Origin of the sequence: Thermodesulfobacterium thermophilum DSM 1276, assembly GCF_000421605.1 — a bacterium.
GTDB classification, from domain to species: domain Bacteria; phylum Desulfobacterota; class Thermodesulfobacteria; order Thermodesulfobacteriales; family Thermodesulfobacteriaceae; genus Thermodesulfobacterium; species Thermodesulfobacterium thermophilum.
On record NZ_ATXI01000015.1, the window covers coordinates 12313 to 28207 of the forward strand.

19 protein-coding genes are annotated in these 15895 nt (G+C 36.2%); all 19 read left to right on the top strand.

From position 1 onward, the window contains the following. The first annotated feature begins 2 nt into the window (after positions 1-2). A complete protein-coding gene (gene map, locus H529_RS0107480; RefSeq protein ID WP_022855902.1) occupies positions 3-776 on the top strand; it encodes a type I methionyl aminopeptidase in 774 nt (257 codons plus the stop codon). Between the two features lie 2 nt (positions 777-778). Beyond that, entirely contained in the window at positions 779-1018 is a 240-nt protein-coding gene (gene infA, locus H529_RS0107485) for a translation initiation factor IF-1 (protein ID WP_022855903.1), read from the top strand. Positions 1019-1023: 5 nt separating this feature from the next. Next, complete coding sequence (gene rpmJ / locus H529_RS0107490) at positions 1024-1137, top strand: 50S ribosomal protein L36 (RefSeq protein WP_022855904.1); 114 nt, start codon at positions 1024-1026, stop codon at positions 1135-1137. 11 nt (positions 1138-1148) lie between these two features. After that, the gene (rpsM, locus tag H529_RS0107495) at positions 1149-1520 is read left to right on the top strand and encodes a 30S ribosomal protein S13 (RefSeq protein WP_022855905.1); all 372 of its coding nucleotides are present in this window, start codon (positions 1149-1151) and stop codon (positions 1518-1520) included. A gap of 13 nt (positions 1521-1533) precedes the next feature. Continuing rightward, positions 1534-1914, top strand: coding sequence for a 30S ribosomal protein S11 (rpsK, locus tag H529_RS0107500; RefSeq protein ID WP_022855906.1), 381 nt, complete (start codon positions 1534-1536; stop codon positions 1912-1914). A 35-nt stretch (positions 1915-1949) separates the two neighbouring features. Next, on the top strand, positions 1950-2582 hold the full coding sequence (gene rpsD, locus H529_RS0107505; protein ID WP_022855907.1) for a 30S ribosomal protein S4: 633 nt from the start codon (positions 1950-1952) through the stop codon (positions 2580-2582). A 55-nt stretch (positions 2583-2637) separates the two neighbouring features. Further along, positions 2638-3603: a DNA-directed RNA polymerase subunit alpha gene (locus tag H529_RS0107510; protein ID WP_022855908.1), complete on the top strand. Its 966-nt coding sequence runs from the start codon at positions 2638-2640 to the stop codon at positions 3601-3603. Between the two features lie 19 nt (positions 3604-3622). Continuing rightward, complete coding sequence (gene rplQ, locus H529_RS10575) at positions 3623-4150, top strand: 50S ribosomal protein L17 (RefSeq protein WP_022855909.1); 528 nt, start codon at positions 3623-3625, stop codon at positions 4148-4150. A gap of 42 nt (positions 4151-4192) precedes the next feature. Further along, positions 4193-5647: a tRNA nucleotidyltransferase/poly(A) polymerase-related protein gene (locus H529_RS0107520; protein WP_022855910.1), complete on the top strand. Its 1455-nt coding sequence runs from the start codon at positions 4193-4195 to the stop codon at positions 5645-5647. 55 nt (positions 5648-5702) lie between these two features. Next, a complete protein-coding gene (gene tig, locus H529_RS0107525) occupies positions 5703-6989 on the top strand; it encodes a trigger factor (protein WP_022855911.1) in 1287 nt (428 codons plus the stop codon). Positions 6990-6991: 2 nt separating this feature from the next. Then, the gene (gene clpP / locus H529_RS0107530) at positions 6992-7582 is read left to right on the top strand and encodes an ATP-dependent Clp endopeptidase proteolytic subunit ClpP (RefSeq protein WP_022855912.1); all 591 of its coding nucleotides are present in this window, start codon (positions 6992-6994) and stop codon (positions 7580-7582) included. An 8-nt stretch (positions 7583-7590) separates the two neighbouring features. After that, positions 7591-8844 (top strand): ATP-dependent Clp protease ATP-binding subunit ClpX, encoded by a 1254-nt coding sequence (gene clpX / locus H529_RS0107535; protein ID WP_022855913.1) that lies wholly within the window; start codon positions 7591-7593, stop codon positions 8842-8844. Between the two features lie 8 nt (positions 8845-8852). Beyond that, positions 8853-11273: an endopeptidase La gene (gene lon, locus H529_RS10580; protein ID WP_022855914.1), complete on the top strand. Its 2421-nt coding sequence runs from the start codon at positions 8853-8855 to the stop codon at positions 11271-11273. A gap of 387 nt (positions 11274-11660) precedes the next feature. Next, entirely contained in the window at positions 11661-12392 is a 732-nt protein-coding gene (cas6, locus tag H529_RS0107545; RefSeq protein ID WP_422821906.1) for a CRISPR-associated endoribonuclease Cas6, read from the top strand. Next, positions 12393-12662, top strand: coding sequence for a DUF6922 domain-containing protein (locus tag H529_RS0107550; protein ID WP_022855916.1), 270 nt, complete (start codon positions 12393-12395; stop codon positions 12660-12662). It abuts the gene before it with no gap. A 64-nt stretch (positions 12663-12726) separates the two neighbouring features. Further along, positions 12727-13023, top strand: coding sequence for a nucleotidyl transferase AbiEii/AbiGii toxin family protein (locus tag H529_RS10585; protein ID WP_162138249.1), 297 nt, complete (start codon positions 12727-12729; stop codon positions 13021-13023). Between the two features lie 21 nt (positions 13024-13044). After that, entirely contained in the window at positions 13045-14151 is a 1107-nt protein-coding gene (locus H529_RS0107560; RefSeq protein ID WP_211209652.1) for a hypothetical protein, read from the top strand. A 12-nt stretch (positions 14152-14163) separates the two neighbouring features. Continuing rightward, positions 14164-15162 carry a type I-B CRISPR-associated protein Cas7/Cst2/DevR gene (gene cas7i, locus H529_RS0107565; protein WP_022855919.1) on the top strand — a complete coding sequence of 333 codons (999 nt, stop codon included), beginning with the start codon at positions 14164-14166 and terminating at the stop codon, positions 15160-15162. Further along, complete coding sequence (cas5, locus tag H529_RS0107570) at positions 15147-15893, top strand: CRISPR-associated protein Cas5 (RefSeq protein WP_022855920.1); 747 nt, start codon at positions 15147-15149, stop codon at positions 15891-15893. The genes cas7i and cas5 overlap by 16 nt, the downstream gene beginning before the upstream one ends. The last annotated feature ends 2 nt before the right edge of the window (positions 15894-15895 follow it).

A 15895-nucleotide genomic window follows, 5' to 3' on the forward strand; every position in this document is an offset into this window, starting at 1 on the left:
AATTGTATAATTCTTATCTTAAAAAAAGAGCGATACTTAAGACCCAGGCAGAGATAGAGATTTTACGTAAGGCTAATGCTATAGTAATGGAGGTTCTTCTTAGGCTAAAAGAGGAAGTAAAGCCTGGGGTTAGTGCCTGGGAGTTTGAAGAGTTAGCTTTAAGCCTTTGTGAAAAGAAGGGAGTAAAACCGGCTTTTAAAGGGTATAGGGGATATCCCTATGCCCTTTGTGTATCTATAAACGAAGAAATAGTGCATGGTATGCCTAAGAAAGAAAAGGTTTTAAAAGAAGGAGATTTGGTGAGCTTTGATTTTGGTGTGGTCTATGAAGGTTATGTAGGGGATGCTGCTTTGACTGTTGGTGTGGGAAGGGTTTCGGAAAAAGCAGAAAGGTTGATGAAGGTTACAGAAGAGGCCCTTTATAAGGGTATTGAAAAAGCTCATTTTGGTAATAAAATAGGGGACATCTCTTTTGCTATTCAATCCCATGTGGAAAGGCATGGGTTTAACGTTATAAAAGAATTTGTTGGCCATGGAGTAGGAAGAAGTTTGCATGAGCCTCCAGAGGTGCCTAATTGGGGTAGACCAGGAAGGGGGCCAAAGATTGAGGTAGGGATGGTTTTAGCTATAGAGCCTATGGTTTCTGCAGGAGATCCGAGAGTAGAGATTTTGTTGGATGGTTGGACTGCTGTAACTAAAGATAGAAGTTTGGCAGCCCATTTTGAACATTCAATAGCTATAACTCCTAAGGGACCAGAAATTTTATCAAAGGTGTAGTTATGGCAAAAGATGACGTAATCCTTTTAGAAGGAAAGGTGATAGAACCTCTTCCTAATGCAATGTTTAGGGTTGAGTTAGAGACAGGTAATAAAATTTTGGCTCATATTTCTGGGAAGATGAGGATGCATTACATTAGAATTTTGCCTGGAGATACAGTAGTGGTAGAGTTGTCTCCTTATGATTTGACAAGGGGTAGGATAGTTTATAGAGGCAGTTTAAAAGATTATAAAGGGGGTTAGTGTTTATGAAGGTTAGTCCTTCGGTTAAAAAAAGGTGTAGAAAGTGTAAGATCATAAAGAGAAAAGGTGTGGTAAGGGTAATTTGTGAGATACCTAAGCATAAACAAAGGCAAGGTTAGGAGGAAAAATTATGCCTAAGATCGCTGGAGTTGACATTCCAGAAAACAAACCTGTAGAGGTTGCACTTACTTATATTTATGGTGTAGGAAGAACTTTGGCTCAAAAAGCTTGTACCAAAGCCGGGATAGACTGGTTTAGAAAGGTAAGGGATCTTTCTGAAGAAGAGATTAACCGTTTGAGGCAGATTATTGAAAAGGAGTATGTGGTAGAAGGAGATCTGAGAAAAGAGGTCAGACAGAACATTCAGAGGCTTATGGCCATAGGTTGTTATAGAGGTTTGAGGCATAAGATGGGGCTTCCTGTAAGGGGACAAAAGACAAGGTCCAATGCCAGGACAAGAAAAGGTCCCAGACCAGGTTCCTTAAGAAGGAAGAAGAAATAAGGAGGGATAGAAGGTGGCTAAACCTAAAAAGAAAAAAATTAAAAAGTCTGTGGCAGAAGGTATAATCCATATTCATTCTACTTTCAACAATACTATCATTACAATAACAGACAAACAAGGAAATGTTCTTTCTTGGGCCAGTGGTGGAACCGAAGGTTTTAAGGGAACAAGAAAGGGGACACCTTTTGCTGCTCAATTGGCTATGCAGTCAGCCTTAAAAAAGGCTCAATCATATGGTTTGAAAGAGGTTTGGGTATATGTAAAGGGTCCTGGTCCAGGGAGAGAGGCTGCTTTAAGGGCTCTGCAAGGATCTGGGCTTAAAGTAACTCTTATAAAAGACGTTACTCCCATACCTCATGATGGGTGTCGTCCACCTAAGAGAAGAAGGGTCTAAGGATATAAAAAAGAAAGTTAAGGAGGTTAGGTAAGGTGGCTAGATATACTGAGGCAAGATGCAGACTTTGTAGAAGAGAAGGGATGAAGCTTTTTTTAAAAGGAGATAGATGTTATACAGATAAATGTGCTTTTGAAAGAAGGAGTTATCCTCCTGGGCAACATGGACCTCAGCAGGTGAGGCTAAAACTTTCAGACTATGGAATCCGTTTAAGGGAAAAACAAAAAGTAAAGAGAATTTATGGTATTTCTGAGAAACAGATGAGGATGTATTATGAAAGGGCAACTAAAATGCCTGGTCAGGCAGGTCATAATCTTCTTCAGTTGTTAGAAAGAAGGTTGGATAATGTAATCTATCGCTTAGGTTTTGCATCTTCAAGAAATCAGGCAAGACAATATGTAAATCACGGATTTTTTAAGGTGAACGGAAGAAATGTAGATATTCCCTCTTATCTGGTAAAGCCGGGAGACGTGATCGAGCTTAAAGAGAAGTATAGAAACAATCCTCAGGTTTTAGAAAGTTTAGAGACAGTTATCAGAAGAGGGGTCCCTTCTTGGCTTGAGTTGGATGCCGAAGGTTTTAAAGGTGTTGTTAAAGGGTTACCTACTCGAGATGAAATTACCATGCCTATTCAGGAAAGCTACATAATTGAGTTTTATGCTAGGTAAACTTCAGCTTTATAAGGTGGTAAGACTATAAAAATTAAAAGAGGTAAAAGTACCGATGAAGAAGGAAATAGAGCTTATTAAGCCTGAAGAGATTCGAGTTCATAAGGATAGTCAGTTTCCTTATTATGGGAAGTTTGTTATAGAGCCTTTAGAAAGAGGATATGGAATTACCCTGGGGAACGCCTTAAGAAGGGTTCTACTTTCCTCTATACCTGGTTATTCTGTCACTGAGGTAAGGATAGAAGGTGCTTCTCACGAGTTTACCAGTTTGCCTGGAGTGGTTGAGGATGTAACGGAGATCATCTTAAACTTAAAGGGGGTAAGGTTTAAACTCGAAGGAGATGGTCCTTTTTATTTTAAGCTTGAAAAAATAGGAGAAGGCGAGGTAAAGGCAGGAGATATTCAGGTTGAAGATAAGGGGGTTATATTAAATCCTGAGGTTCACATAGCTACTTTAACCAAAGATGGTAAGTTGTTGATGGAGATTAAGGTAGAAAAAGGGAGAGGTTACGCTCCAGCAGAATATAACAAAAATAATGAAATAGGGGTTATTCTGGTTGATGGTTTGTTTTCCCCTATTACCAAGGTAAATTTCACGGTTACTCAGGCTCGTGTAGGGAAAAGTAGTGATTACGACAGTTTGGTGTTAGAGATATATACAGACGGGACGATAGACCCTAAAGAAGCTTTGGTTAAGGCTGCTAAGATTTTAGTAGAACAGTTTATGGTATTTTTAGGTGAAGAAAAAATAGGGTTAGAGACAACCCCTTCAGATGTTAGTACTACCCAGAATGTTTTAAATCTTCCTATAGAAGAGCTTGATCTTTCTGGCAGGGCATATAATTGTTTGAAGGCTGCTAACATAAACTATGTAGGCCAGTTGGTCCAAAAGACCGAATCTGAACTTTTAAAGCTTAGAAGTTTTGGTAAGAAATCTTTAGACGAAATAGTAGAAAAACTTAACAGGTTTAACCTAAAGCTTGGCATGACAGACCTTAAGTGGAAACCTCCAAAAGATTAGAAAGTAAGGAGAGGAGAAGATGAGGCATAGGAAAGTTAGTAGAAGATTGGGTAGAGATACAGAACATCATTGGGCGATTATGAGAAATCAGGTGAGAGATCTTTTAAAACATGGTAAGGTTGTTACTACCATAGCTAAAGCTAAGGAGTTAAGAAGGGTTGCAGAGAGGATGATAACCTTGGCAAAAAAAGGTGACCTTGTCGCCAGAAGAAGGGCGTTAAGTTTTATCAATGACAAAGAAGTGGTAAGAAAGCTTTTTAAAGACTTAAGAGAGAAGTTTTTAGACAGGTCAGGTGGATATACCCGAATTATTAAGATTGGCCCAAGACAAGGCGATGCTTCTATGATGGTGTTGGTGGAGTTGGTAGAAGAAAAGGTTTCTGCTAAATCTGGTAAAAAGAAAGGAGAAAGGCTTAAAAAGGTGTTGGAATTTATAGAAAAGAAGAAAAAACAGTATGGGGTAAAACCTCAAGAAGAAAAATCAACTGTCGAAAAGACAGCTCAAGAAGATAGCTCGGTTGAGGGGGCTCAAGAAATTCAAGTTTAACCATAGATCTTTCTTTTCCCCCCTTCGGGGGGGGGTCTTTTTATGAATGTTTTAACCTTAGGTCAAGAAAAGATTACCGAATTTATAACCCTTCTTGCCTTTCCTGAAAAAGAAAAGGAACGTCTTCTTTCTTTTTTAAGAAAATTTTCTCACAGAGACGATTTTTTTATAGTAGGTGGCGCGGTAAGGGATTTCTTTTTAGGTAAAAGGATTTTAGACCTTGATTTATGTGTAAAAGAAGACGTAGAGGCTTTAGCTCTTTTTGCTAAAGAGTATCTTGGATATCATTTGGTTTCCCTTGCTCCAGAGTTAGGTATCTACAGAGTTGCTAAAGGAGAAAATAGCTTAGATTTAACCCTTTTTAGAGGAAAAACTTTAGAGGAGGACCTTAGGGCCAGAGACTTTACTTTTAATGCGATGGCCATTCCTGTAAGCTCTCTTTTTTCTGAAAGTTTAAAGGTAGTAGACCCTTTTGATGGATGTTCACATCTTATCGCAGGTAAGATAAAGACCATAGGGGAAGCGAACGTAATCGAAGATCCTCTAAGAATTCTTAGGGGTTATCGATTTTTTGCTCAAGGAATAGGGGAAATAGAAGAAGAGACAAGGAGAATTTTTAAACTTCACAGAAAGAAGCTTTTATCTTGCGCAAAAGAGAGAATTTTACAAGAGCTTAGTTATATCCTTCTTTCAGATAAATGTTATGAAACTTTTAAGCTGATGGATGAAGATGGAGTCCTGGGAGAGCTTTTTCCGTTTTTTGAGAAAACAAAAGGGGTGGCACAACCAAGTTTTCATCATTTAGACGTTTGGGGCCATCTTTTAGAAAGTCTTAAATGGGCTGAAAAGATATTAAAAAATCCTGAGGATTACTTAGATTTAGAAAAAACAGAGGATTTTCATAAAGAGGAAGTGGTAATACCTGTGAAATTGGCAAGCCTTTTTCATGATTTGGGTAAGGCTTTTACGTTTGGAAGAAATGAAGAAAGGATAACTTTTTATGGTCATGAAAAGGTTTCAGCAGAACTCTTTAAAGAGAGTTTTGAAAATTATCGGTTAAAAAAAGATTTACTTCATAAGACCTATGTGTTGATAAAAAACCATATGAGGCCTTTTCATCTGTTAAATGAAAAGGAAAAAGGTACTCTAACTATAAGGGCCAAAAGACATCTTTTAACCGATGTGCCATATTGGCTTGAACTTTTTGTGGTGGCTATGGCTGATTCTTATGCTAGTCAAGGACCAGATAAAGAACCAGATTACGAAGAGAGGCTTAAGGCTTTCTTCTTTGAGCTTAAAGAACTTAAAGCTGAGATGGAAAGCATGTCTCAAAAGAGAAGATTTATTACCGGCCAAGATTTGATAAGTTTAGGATTAAAACCAGGACCTATGTTTAAAGAGATCTTGCAAGAGATAGAGTTGCTTTTTTTAGAAAAAAAGATACATAACAAGGAGGAAGCCTTAGACTTAATCAAGTCAAGGTATCTAAACTTGTAAAAATGAAAAATTAAGTTAAGGTAAAAGTAAAAAATCCTTAGAAAGGGGTAAAAAGATGAGGGTAGAAGTAGAGAATTTAAGCGAAGTGGAAAAAATTTTAAAGGTAGAGGTGCCAGAAGAGGTTGTTCAGTCAGCCATAAAAGAGGTTACCAATGAACTAAAGAAAAAGGCTAAGGTTAAGGGATTTAGAGAGGGTAAGGTCCCTGAGTATTTAGTAAAAAAGCTATTTAAAGAAGAGATAGAGGGTAGAGCAATAGATAAGTTGATTGAAAAAACTCTTTATGAAGCTATTAAAGAAGCTAAACTAGAGCCTCTCTTAAGGCCAAAAGTGGAAGAGTTAGGAGAACTTAAGGAAGGAGAAAAGTTTAATTATTCTGTGTTGGTGGAAATAAGGCCTGAGTTTGAGTTGAAAAAAGAAGATTATCTTGGGTTAGAGGTAGAAAAAGAAAAAGATGAAGTAAAGGAGGAAGAGGTAGAAAGATTGGTAGATGAGTTGAGGTATTCCTTTGGACAACTTAAAAAGATAGAAGATGAAGAACCTATTGCTGAAAGGTATGTAGCTGTTATAAGCTTTGAAGCCTATGATGAGAATGGGCTTATTCCAGGGCATCAGGCAGAAGCACTGTTTGTAGACGTAGGAACTGGAGAGTTTAACAGAGAAGTAGAAGAAGCTTTGGTAGGAAAAAAGTTAGGAGATAGGTTTAGTATAGAAGTAGAGTATCCTGCAGAGGGGTTGAACCCACTTCTTGCTGGAAAAAAAGTAAAATATGAGATAGAGGTAAAAGAGATTTATAAAAGAGAGTTGCAGGAACTGACCGATGAGTTTATAAAAAATCTTAACATAGGTTTTGAAACTGTTGAGGCCTTAAAGGAGTCAGTCAGAAAAAGATTGTTAGAGGAAAAAAAGAGAAAAAACGAAAATGCGGTGAAAGAAAGGGTGTTAGAAAAGATTCTTGAAAAAGTGGATATAAAAGTTCCTGCAAGGTATGTAGAATTAAAACTTTATCAGTTGATAGAGCAAATAAAAGAAGGCTTAGAAAGAGATGGTTTCAGTTTTGAGGCATTAAATATTTCCATGGAAAAATTAAAAGAGAAGTTACAACCCATAGCAGAGAGACAGGCTAAGGAAGAGCTAATCCTTGAAAAGATTTCAGAGATAGAAAACATAGAAATACCTCAGGAAGAAATAGACAAAACAGTGGAAGCTATTTCCCAAGGGTTGAAACTTTCCGTAGAAGAGGCCAGAAATATCGTCTTTTTTAACATTTTGCCTAAAAAATTAGCAGAAAAAACCTTAAACTTTTTGATAGAGAATGCTAAAGTGATTGAGAAGGAGAGTTAAGTATGAGTTATTATATCCCCATAGTGGTGGAACAGACAGGGAGAGGGGAAAGAGCTTATGATATTTATTCTCGTTTACTTAAAGAGAGAATTATTTTTTTAGGTACAGCCATAGACGAACAGGTAGCTAACTTAGTTATAGCTCAACTTCTTTTTTTAGAGGCAGAGGACCCTGATAAAGACATCATGCTTTACATAAACTCTCCAGGTGGGCTGGTTACCGCAGGGCTCGCAATTTATGATACTATGCAGTACATAAAGCCGGATGTTTGTACTATCTGTGTAGGTCAAGCTGCAAGCATGGCAGCTGTGCTTTTGGCAGCAGGAGCTAAAGGTAAACGTTATGCCCTTCCACATTCAAGAATTATGCTTCATCAACCTATCGGGGCTTTTCAAGGACAGGCAACTGATGTAGAAATACAGGCCAAAGAGATCCTTAGATTAAGGGAAATGCTTAACGAAATTTTAACCCAGCATACCAACCAACCTAAGGACAAAATTAAGCAAGATACAGAAAGAGATTTTTATATGTCTCCGCAAGAAGCTCTTGAATATGGAGTAATAGACAATATTTTAAATAAAAGGACGGGGTAGGTATAGTTATGGGGTCAAAAGACCAGGAACTAAGGTGTTCTTTTTGTGGGAAACCACAGTCTGAAGTGCGCAAGTTGATTGCAGGGTCTTCAGCTTATATTTGTAATGAATGTGTAGAGCTGTGTAATGAAATTTTAGAAGAGGAATACGAGCGGATAAACCTTAAAGAAGACAGCGCACTTCCCAAGCCATCTGAAATTAAGGCTTATTTAGACCAGTATGTAGTAGGACAAGAGAGGGCGAAGAAAATCCTTTCTGTGGCTGTCTACAACCATTATAAAAGAATAGAATATGAGAAAAACTTTAAACATAAATTCAAAGACGTAGAAATCCAGAAAACCAACATTTTTTTGATAGGGCCTACTGGTTCTGGTAAAACCCTTATGGCTCAAACATTGGCTAAGTTTTTGAGGGTACCTTTTACGATAGCCGATGCTACTCCTTTGACCGAAGCGGGTTATGTAGGAGAGGATGTGGAAAATATTCTACTTTATCTTTTACAAGCAGCTAACTATGACCTTGAGTTGGCTCAAAGAGGGATTGTTTACATAGACGAGATAGACAAGATCGCTAAGAAAAGCGAGGGCCCATCTATTACCAGGGATGTTTCAGGAGAAGGGGTACAACAAGCTTTACTCAAGATTTTAGAAGGTACTTTGGCTAACATTCCCCCTAAGGGTGGTAGAAAGCATCCTCAACAAGAATACATCAGAATGGACACCACCAACATTCTTTTTATCTGTGGTGGGGCTTTTGTAGGTTTAGAAGACATCATTAAAAAAAGGATAGGTAAAGGTTCTATCGGTTTTGGGGCAGAGGTAAAAAGTGTTAAAGATTTAACTTTAGGAGAGATACTTTCTCAAGTCCAACCAGAAGACCTTATCAAGTTTGGTTTTATCCCTGAGTTTGTAGGTAGGATACCGGTAATTGCTACTTTGGATGAGCTTTCTGTGGATGATTTGGTTAAAATCTTAGTAGAGCCTAAAAATTCAATTATTAAACAATATCAAAAACTTTTTGAGATAGAAGGGGTTGAACTTAAGTTTACCGAGGGAGCCTTGAGGTTGGTAGCAGAAGAGGCATATAAAAGGAAAACTGGGGCCAGAGGGCTTAGGGCTATCATAGAAGAGGTGATGATAGACGTAATGTATGAACTCCCCTCCTTAGGAGATGTAAAAGAATGTGTGGTTACCGAAGAGGTGGTCTTGAAAAAGGAAAGACCCATCTTAATTTTTAATAGAAAAAAGATAAAGGAGGGGTAATTAATCTTATGGAAACTCAATTAAAAACTTTACCTTTGCTCCCATTAAGGGAGATAGTAGTTTTCCCTAATACAGTAGTACCTTTATTTATTGGGAGAGCTAAAAGTATAATTGCCATAGAAAAAGCTTATGCAGGTGATAAATTTATCTTTCTTTCTGCTCAGAAAGACGCTAAAATAGACAATCCTACAGAAGAGGAAATCTATAAGGTAGGAACCATCTGCCGTATTTTGCAGCTTCTTAAACTTCCCGATGGTACTTTAAAGATCCTGGTAGAAGGTCTTAACAGAGGAAGGATTGTAAGGTTTCTTGACAATACAGACTTTTTTATGGTTGAGGTTGAACTTAAAACCGAGGTTTTAGAGAACGATGTAGAAACTTTAGCTCTTTTTAAACTCTGTAAAGAGTCGTTAGAGGAGTATTCTTCTTATAACAAAAAGCTCAATTTAGATGCAGTTTCTAATCTTTTGGAAATTGAGGATATAGCAGAGTTTAGCGACCGTTTAGCCGCTATTTTAAACCTTAAATTAGAACAAAAACAAAAACTTCTTGAGACGATAAGCGTTAAAAAACGTTTGGAGATCTTACTTAACTATCTTAGAGGTGAAATAGAGGTTATAAAAACTGAGGCTCGTATCAGAGAAAGGGTCAAAAAGCAGATGGAAAAGACCCAGAGAGACTATTATCTCCAGGAACAGATGAAAGCCATCCAGAAAGAGCTGGGTGAGCGTGAAGATGGAAGAAAAGACCTGGCAGATTTAGAGAAGAGAATTAAAAAGAAAAAGCTTCCTAAAGAAGTAGCAGATATAGTAAAGAAAGAGTTTAACAAACTTTCGATGATGTCTCCTATGTCTGCAGAGGCTACGGTAGTCAGAAACTATATAGACTGGTTGTTAAGCCTTCCTTGGTATGAAAAAACTAAGGACAACATAGACTTAGAAAAGGTAGAAATTTTACTTAACAAAAATCACTATGGATTAGAAAAACCTAAACAGAGGATTATAGAGCATCTTGCAGTGCAAAAGCTTACTAAATCTATCAAAGGACCTATTCTTTGTTTTGTAGGACCTCCTGGAGTGGGAAAGACTTCTTTAGCTAAATCTATAGCTGAGGCGATAGGAAGAAGGTTTGTAAGGTTATCCTTGGGTGGCGTGAGGGATGAAGCAGAGATCAGAGGACATAGAAGAACTTATGTAGGAGCTTTACCTGGCAAGATTATTCAGGGCATGAGAAAGGCAGGTACCATCAATCCCCTCTTCTGTTTAGATGAGGTAGATAAGATAGGTATGGACTTTAGAGGTGATCCAGCGGCTGCTTTGTTAGAAGTTTTAGACCCAGAACAAAATTTTGCCTTCCAGGACCATTATTTAGAAGTAGCCTATGACCTTTCCAAGGTACTTTTTATCACTACAGCTAACTCTCTTCATACTATTCCTGCACCTCTTCTTGACAGAATGGAAATTATAGAACTTCCCGGTTATACTGAAGAAGAAAAGTTAGAAATAGCGAAGAACTATCTTCTTCCAAGACAGCTTTCTGCTCACGGATTAAAACCTGAGATGGTACCTATTACTGAAAAAGCTTTGCTTGAGATAATTAGAAGGTATACCAGAGAAGCTGGGGTAAGAAATTTAGAAAGAGAAATCGCTAACCTTTGTAGAAAAATAGCCAGAGATGTGGCTAAAAATCCTGAGGAGTTTAAACCGATAAAGATAGGGGTTTCTAAGTTAGAAAAGTTTTTAGGTGTACCTAAATACAGGTATGGGATCGCTGAAGAGAAACCTCAAGTAGGAATTGCTACAGGTCTTGCCTGGACTGAAACTGGAGGAGCTTTGCTTCAGATAGAAGCGGTTATCATGCCAGGTAAGGGGAACCTTCAGATAACCGGAAAACTTGGTGAGGTCATGCAAGAGTCAGTACAAGCAGCCATGAGTTATGTAAGGTCAAGGGCTCTTCAGCTTGGACTACCTTTAGATTTTTATAGAAAGATAGACATTCATGTCCATGTACCTGAAGGAGCTATCCCAAAAGATGGGCCAAGTGCAGGTATTACCATCGCAACCGCAATAGTTTCAGCCCTTTTAAAAATACCGGTGAAAAATACCGTAGCGATGACCGGTGAGATTACTTTAAGGGGTAGGGTCCTTCCTATAGGAGGACTCAAGGAAAAATTGCTTGCAGCCATAAGAGGTGGGATTAAGACAGTACTTATTCCTAAAGAAAACGAAAAGGATTTAAAGGAAATAAATCCCAAGATACTGAAAGATTTAGAGGTTATCTTGGTGGACAATGTGGATGAAGTTTTAAAGCTTGCGTTAGACCTTCAAGATAGTTCGAAACTATTCAAAGAAGCTCCAACCTTAGATGTATGGGAATTGGTAGACTTGCAGCAAAAACTTGCAGAAAAAACCATAGCTTTAGAACATTAAGTATAAGAATAGGTCTACTTATTTATTAGGGTTTCTACCGGGGTTAATTCCTCGGTAGAAATCTTTTTATCTACAGAAGTTATCATCTTTAGATTTGGGATTCTAATTTTTTATAATTAGAAAATCCATCGAAAATTAACATTTAATAAAAAAATTCATCGAAAATCAGCATTTAAATTCATTCTGTTTCTGAAAATTTTCGCTTCTATACCTTGACTAAAGAAAAAAAAACATATAAAAATTATTTTTATAAAACATACAAATAATTTTTTGTTAATATTAGCTATTATCGATATTAACTTTAGTTTAGAGAAAAAAGGGACTACTATGAGGCTTCAATTTAGATTTAAAGTTAACAAACTTCCTATACTTTATCGACACAGATTTATGGCTTTGATAAAAGAAGCTATATCCAATCAAGATATTCGTTATAAGAAGTTGCTTTATCCAGATAAAAAAGCTGTTTTTTCTAAAGTAGTAAAACCCTTTACTTTTGCGGTGGTTTTTCCAAAAAATAAAAAAATAAAAAAAGAAAAAATACAGATAGATGAATCAACCTTTATTGAAGATTCGGTCTTTTATTTTCCAGCAGACTCCTATATATCTTTTTTTATGAGTTCTTTTGATTTAGAGTTTATGATTAATCTTTATAACGGTCTACTTGAGCTTAGTAGTTTTGATTTTGGAGGAGGTATTATTCTTCATCATCAAAGAACACATCTCATTAAAGAAAAGAAAATTAACTCTAATGAAGTAATATTTAAAACCCTATCACCTATTCTGATTGAAAGTAAAGATGGTACTCCCTTACTTCCAATTGATGGACAACTGGATGATTTTAATCTGCATTTTAATGAAATTCATAAAAGAATTTTTAAAGATATAAGAGGCAAGGAACCTATGGAGGAGTTTTATCTTGAACCAATATTAATAAAAAAAACAGTTGTCAAACACACATTAAAAGGATTTAGAGAGCAGACAGGAAAACCTTACATGATGCTTACGTGTTTTGATGGTTGTTTCAAATTAAAAGGAAATCCAGAGGATTTGCAGTTGCTATATCAAGCAGGAGCAGGCTTAAGGACAGGTCAGGGCTTTGGCATGGTGGAAGTTGTATAGATGGATAAAAAAGAAAAAAATCTTAATAAACTAAAGCCTCTCTTCTGGGAGCATGAATGGAATTCTGTAAAGAAAAACTTAAACTCTCCTTTTGTAATAGCAAGAGTTCTTGAAATGGGAAATCCCGAGCAGTTTAAAATTTTAGTTTCAGTAGTAGGTGATGACAAGATTATAAAATTTTTACAAGAAAGTGGTGACAGATTACTTTCCAGAAAGTCATTGAATTTTTGGAGAATTTACTATGAGAAAAAGGCTAAAAAAAGAGCATAGAAATTCTGTCCTTTCCCTCTTTTATTATTCCTATGAGTTATTAAAGGAAAGACAGAAACTTGATATGATTGAACTTGCAAGTCTTGAGGATATCCTTGCAATGAAAACATCTGCTATCCTTCAGAGAGGAAGCAAGAAAGATTTTGTTGATGTATATTTTATTTTAAAAGAACTAAAAATAAACTGTGAACAGTTAATAAGAATTTTTCAGCAGAAATACGGAAACTTTAATCCTTTAATAATAAAAAAGGTTCTTACATATTTTGAAGACGCTGATAAAGAGGGAGAGTTGAAAATGATAAAAAAGATATCCTGGGATAAAATAAAGAAGTATTTTATAAAGGAGTTTGTAGAGGTATAGGATATGTCAATAGGAAGTAGAATGAACTGGTGGCTGGATTTAGGAATGGTTTATTGTTATGAATTGAACCAAAGTGGCAATTTATCTGATCCTGAAATCCCAACTCGGTTGTTTAAAGTAGCATCTAATATAGTTGATAGGATAGGTGAAAAGAGAAATCCATATCTTTCAATTATAAATACGACTCTTTTAAACAATTATATTGCAAATCCCAAAAATAAATCCAAAAGGCAAAGCGAAGAGGATATTAAAAGTCTCTTTAGTACAAAACCAGAACCTGCAGAGATTAATTGTAGTTTTTGTGGTCAAATGACAACAAAAAATAAAGACAGTATTGCCGGGCGTAAATGGATTGTCTCAGGTGGCTGGGAGGGTTCACCTCTTTATGCTGGCGGAGGTTATATTGCACCAAGAATATGTTTAAATTGTAGAAGGTTATCTTTATTGGCTGCATTTAAGGCATATGAATTATTTGTAAAAGAAAAATTGCCATTCATCATCTATAATCCTGATATTCAGTTATATAAGAAGCTTCTGGATAATTTACTTCTCAGAAAAGATTTAAATCTGAATTTTGAAAGATCTTCATCAATTTTTCTTTCTCTTGGAAGTTTGCTGGTTTATCCTAATTTTGACAGGCGAGGAAATATAGAGAGTTTTGATTTACGGCCTCTCTTGCCTAAGGCTTCTTTAATGTTAATGAATCTGTCAGGTTTATTGAGAACAAAAGGTAAAGAACAATATATTTTAGAGATTGTTGAAAAGTATCGGGATAAAGCAGGAGCAAAATTAGTATCAGATTTTCTTATGAAGCAGTCTAAATTATCTTCAGATGAGGTTGTTATAGCATTTTATGCCTTTGTTAAAGCTTATAAAGGAGGTATTGGTATGACAAAAGAGTTTTTTGATCTCGGCAAAAAACTTGGAAATGAATTAGGTGATAAGGCTTATTCTTCAGCATTAAAACTATATAAATCTCTCAAGGATCCTACACAACTTCAAAAGCAAGTAATAGGAATATATATTTATCTAAAACAGCCGATCCCACCTGAACTTACAAAAATAACTGAGAACGATGAATATGCACTTGCATTTATTATGGGTATAATGAACACAATTAAAGGATAAGGAGGCTTAAACATGAAAGGAGTAACATTAACAATGGTTGTTAAATTTACAGGAACTCCTTCAATGGGAGAAGGGCTTGGTGGTAATATTAATCCTATGAAAGTATTGACAACAGATATAGGCGACTTTCCCTATCTCTCACCCAATGCAATATTAAAACAGCCCTTGATGGAGTATTTTGTAAAAGAAAAGAAATGGCAGTTTGAATTTCGTAAAAATATAAATATAGCTCCTAAGAAAAAAGCCACGGATAAACCTCCGCTTCAAATAACAAGCTTTGCAGATGAAGATCCATTTGCTGATATATTTGGATATTTATTTACAAGAAAAAAAACTGGAGGAGGTAAAAAAGAAAAGAGTGAAGAAGAAAGTGTTGGATCGGAAGAAGCACCAGAGGAAACACGAAAAAGGAAATCTCCTCTTGGCGTCTCTTATGCTATAGGCTTGATGGGCTTTAAAAATTGTCTTGATTATAGAACCAATCTCGGACTGGTCGAATTGTCAGGCTCAAAAGGAGAAGGACAGATGATTTTCCAGAGAGAAATAGACATGAACTATTTTGTTTATACGCTTAATCTTGATTTACAGCGTATTGGTAAAGAGGAAAATAAAGACAAGAATAACGAGGTTAACACAGATGAGAAGTTAAATAGGGTTAAGGCAATTTTAGAAGCGATACCCTATATTGCTATCCATAGAAATGGCGCTTTAGTGGGTACTCTAAGACCTCATCTTGTTGTGGGTGGTGTTTTTGAAAAGAAGTTTCCATATTTTATTGACTCAATTGTATGGGATAAAAATAAGAATGCGGTCAAAGCTAAGGCTATTAATGACATTATTGATGAATATGAACTTAAATCAGACGATAATAATTTATTAGTCTTTGGTATCCATGAGGGCTTTCCATTGGATGGGCAAGTGAATATTAAAACTATGTTACCCAAGAAGGCAATAGATAAAGTTGTAGATTTTATAGAGAAAAATAAGGAAAAAATATGGAAAACAACATAAAAATCATCAAAATAAATATCTGGGGACAGACAGCGCATTTTAGGATATATGGCAACCAGAATTTTTGCGATTCTTATCCTTTACCGCCACCTTCAACAGTGCTTGGAATATTAAGGGAAGCTCTCGGTGAAAGACCACCAGAGCCTTTAACCCTTGCAATCAAGGGATGGTTTAAAGGAGTATTCTTTGACTACCAGACCTTTCTACATGGTGCAATTGAGCTGGATAGTAAAAAGGGCTGGTGGGTGAGGAGAAAAATTAATCGGTATTCGGACGCAAAAAAAGGCGATGATGTACAGCTAAACCCTTTATATGTTAAGATTTTATTCAAACCACAATATACTATATATCTTTTTACACCTGAGCACCATAATTATTACCTATCAAAACTCAAGGATCCTCAAGGCTTTATTTCTCTCGGTAGAAGTGAAGATATAGCAATGTTTAAAACTGTCTCTGTTAGTGCTGAAAAGAAAAAGGCTGAAAAAAAGGATAAGATAAAAATTGAAAATTCCTATCTACCAAGAGAGTTATATGGCTCGACACCTTTGTTTTTACCAGTTTCTCATTTGAAAGATAGGAACCTGAAGATGGAAAAGATTTATTATATTCAGCAATCTGTGTCTTATTATGAAGGCGAATATTGGAAAACTTCTGATGGCGATTGTTTTTTATGGCTATTAGAATACAAAGATACGATAAACGGGAATTTGCCAATATTATTGGGGTAGAA

Bases quoted from the DNA above. Each gene is read 5' to 3' on its own strand.
- infA (WP_022855903.1), top strand. From the start codon at position 779: ATGGCAAAAGATGACGTAATCCTTTTAGAAGGAAAGGTGATAGAACCT.
- rpmJ (WP_022855904.1), top strand. From the start codon at position 1,024: ATGAAGGTTAGTCCTTCGGTTAAAAAAAGGTGTAGAAAGTGTAAGATC.
- rpsM (WP_022855905.1), top strand. From the start codon at position 1,149: ATGCCTAAGATCGCTGGAGTTGACATTCCAGAAAACAAACCTGTAGAG.
- H529_RS0107510 (WP_022855908.1), top strand. From the start codon at position 2,638: ATGAAGAAGGAAATAGAGCTTATTAAGCCTGAAGAGATTCGAGTTCAT.
- rplQ (WP_022855909.1), top strand. From the start codon at position 3,623: ATGAGGCATAGGAAAGTTAGTAGAAGATTGGGTAGAGATACAGAACAT.
- H529_RS0107520 (WP_022855910.1), top strand. From the start codon at position 4,193: ATGAATGTTTTAACCTTAGGTCAAGAAAAGATTACCGAATTTATAACC.
- tig (WP_022855911.1), top strand. From the start codon at position 5,703: ATGAGGGTAGAAGTAGAGAATTTAAGCGAAGTGGAAAAAATTTTAAAG.
- clpP (WP_022855912.1), top strand. From the start codon at position 6,992: ATGAGTTATTATATCCCCATAGTGGTGGAACAGACAGGGAGAGGGGAA.
- clpX (WP_022855913.1), top strand. From the start codon at position 7,591: ATGGGGTCAAAAGACCAGGAACTAAGGTGTTCTTTTTGTGGGAAACCA.
- lon (WP_022855914.1), top strand. From the start codon at position 8,853: ATGGAAACTCAATTAAAAACTTTACCTTTGCTCCCATTAAGGGAGATA.
- cas6 (WP_422821906.1), top strand. From the start codon at position 11,661: ATGGCTTTGATAAAAGAAGCTATATCCAATCAAGATATTCGTTATAAG.
- H529_RS0107550 (WP_022855916.1), top strand. From the start codon at position 12,393: ATGGATAAAAAAGAAAAAAATCTTAATAAACTAAAGCCTCTCTTCTGG.
- H529_RS10585 (WP_162138249.1), top strand. From the start codon at position 12,727: ATGATTGAACTTGCAAGTCTTGAGGATATCCTTGCAATGAAAACATCT.
- H529_RS0107560 (WP_211209652.1), top strand. From the start codon at position 13,045: ATGAACTGGTGGCTGGATTTAGGAATGGTTTATTGTTATGAATTGAAC.
- cas7i (WP_022855919.1), top strand. From the start codon at position 14,164: ATGAAAGGAGTAACATTAACAATGGTTGTTAAATTTACAGGAACTCCT.
- cas5 (WP_022855920.1), top strand. From the start codon at position 15,147: ATGGAAAACAACATAAAAATCATCAAAATAAATATCTGGGGACAGACA.